2 protein-coding genes are annotated in these 1968 nt (G+C 67.7%); both read left to right on the plus strand.

Annotated elements, in window-relative coordinates; all coding sequences use genetic code 11:
- On the plus strand, nt 1-452 hold a 452-nt coding region (locus ACYVDE_RS21285; RefSeq protein WP_460503544.1), incomplete at its 5' end, for a hypothetical protein.
- Between the two features lie 46 nt (nt 453-498).
- The coding region (locus ACYVDE_RS21290) for a pentapeptide repeat-containing protein (protein WP_460503545.1) at nt 499-1968 on the plus strand (1470 nt) is incomplete at its 3' end.

The following is a 1968-nucleotide window of genomic DNA, read 5'->3' on the forward strand; positions in this document are numbered from 1 at the left end:
TGCGCGAGGGGCTGCTGCGCAACCCCAGCGCCTTGGCCATCGGCCTCGACGGGGCCGTGCTGGTGCTGGAAAGCCAGCGGGTGCAGGCCTTCGACCTGCACGGCAACCCCGTGCCTTACTTCCGCGACCCGCAGCAGCCCGGCCGCAAAATCAGCACCCTGGCTCTCAATCAGCCCAAGGGCACGCAGTACCTCGACCTGGCCGTGGAAGGCAAGGGCTACCTCTACGTGCTGGCCCGCCAAGGCGCCGGCCGCCGGCCCGACGACTACCGCCTCATCATTTACACGCCCGACGGCGAGCAGCTGGTGAGCACCCCGCGCATGGCCGCCGACAAGCTCACCGTGGGCCTCGACCGTAGCGTGTACACCCTCAACTACGAAGTGCTGCTGGGCCCCAACGGCCGCACCGAGCCCTCCGTGAGCCAGTGGGTGCCGCCGGCCCCGGCGGTGTAGCCCGCGCCCGGCAGTTTCTTTCCTCCATCAAATCCGCTTTTTCACGATGCCCGATTCTCCGCAACTTTCCACTATTGGGGCCTTTTCCGGCGGCTGGTTTCTGGCGGCCGACCACCCGGCCGACCAGTACCCCCGCTACCTGGCCTGGCCCGGCCGGGCCGACCCGGACAACGACGTCGTTTTCTCGTCCGGGATGGACGGCACCACCTTATTCCCCGTGGCGCTGTACCGGCTCGACGGCCGCAACGTGCAGCTGCAGGCCGTGGGCCACAACCGCTGGCTTTGCCGGGAGGGCTTTCGCATGTATTGGGGCACCGAGCCCACGCCCCTCACGTGGATTGAAGCCGACGACCACATTCGGCTGGAATGCGGCGAAGGCGGCCTGACGCTGGAAGCGTTTGGCCGGCTGGACGGCTATATAGTGCGGGCCGGCTGGCAGCTGACCTTCCGAACCGGTCAGCCGGCGCTGCGCCTGCACCGCGTCAATGTGGGTACCGGGCAGGGGTATCCGCTGAGTTACCCGTCGCCGGAGGAGCTGCGCAGCGGGGAGGATTACGGCCGCCTCAATTTTTTCGACGTGTTCCTGCTGGGCACCGACCTGAAGCGCGCCCGGCTGGCCGGGGCCAACTTTGCCCGCGCCACGCTGCGCGACGTGACGTTTACCGAAGCAGGCCTAGAAGCGGCGCAGTTTCCGGGCGTAGTGCTGAGCCGGGCGGGCGAGGCGGAAATCTGCCGCTTCAACGGGGCCGACCTGCGCCAAGCCAACTTCGCCGGCGCGCAGGCCGAGCGTTGCCGCTTCGACTGGGCTAATTTGCTGGAAGCTAATTTCCAGGGGGCTAAGCTGGCCGGGGCCGACTTTGGCGGGGCCGACCGCACCCGCACCGATTTCACCGAGGCCGACCTGACGGGGGCCATCATGTATCAGGGCCTCGTCGACGGGGCGACGTTTGTGCGCGGTAAGCTGGCGCGGGCCTCCTTTGCCGGCACTCGCGTGCGCGGGGCCGACTTCACCGAGGCCGACCTGACGGATGCCCAGTTTCAGGGCACCATCTTCTTCGTGCACCTCGACCCGGTTTCCAGCCGCTTCACGAAGGCCACCCTGCGGCGGGCGCGCTTCGATGGGGCCAACGCCATCATCAGCGCTTTCGACCAGGCCGACCTGCGGGAAGCCCATTTCGAGGGCGCGATGCTGAGCAACGCCAACTTTTCCGACTCCGACCTCAGCCAGGCCAGCTTTGCCGGGGCCGACCTGCCTTGGGTGCTGCTGAACCGCACCGTGCTCACCGGAACCGACTTCAGCCGCTGCACTTTCCGGGCCAACTGGCCCCTGTTTGCCGATGCCACCCTGCGCGGCACCATTTTCACCGAAGCCAGCCTGATATCGGCGCAGTTTCCGGGCGTGGTGCTGAGCCGGGCGGGCGAGGCGGAAAGCTGCCGCTTCAATGGGGCCAACCTGGCGGGGTCCAACTTCGCCGGCGCGCAGGCCGAGCGTTGCCGCTTCGACTGGGCTAATTTG

Source organism: Hymenobacter agri (assembly GCF_054778495.1).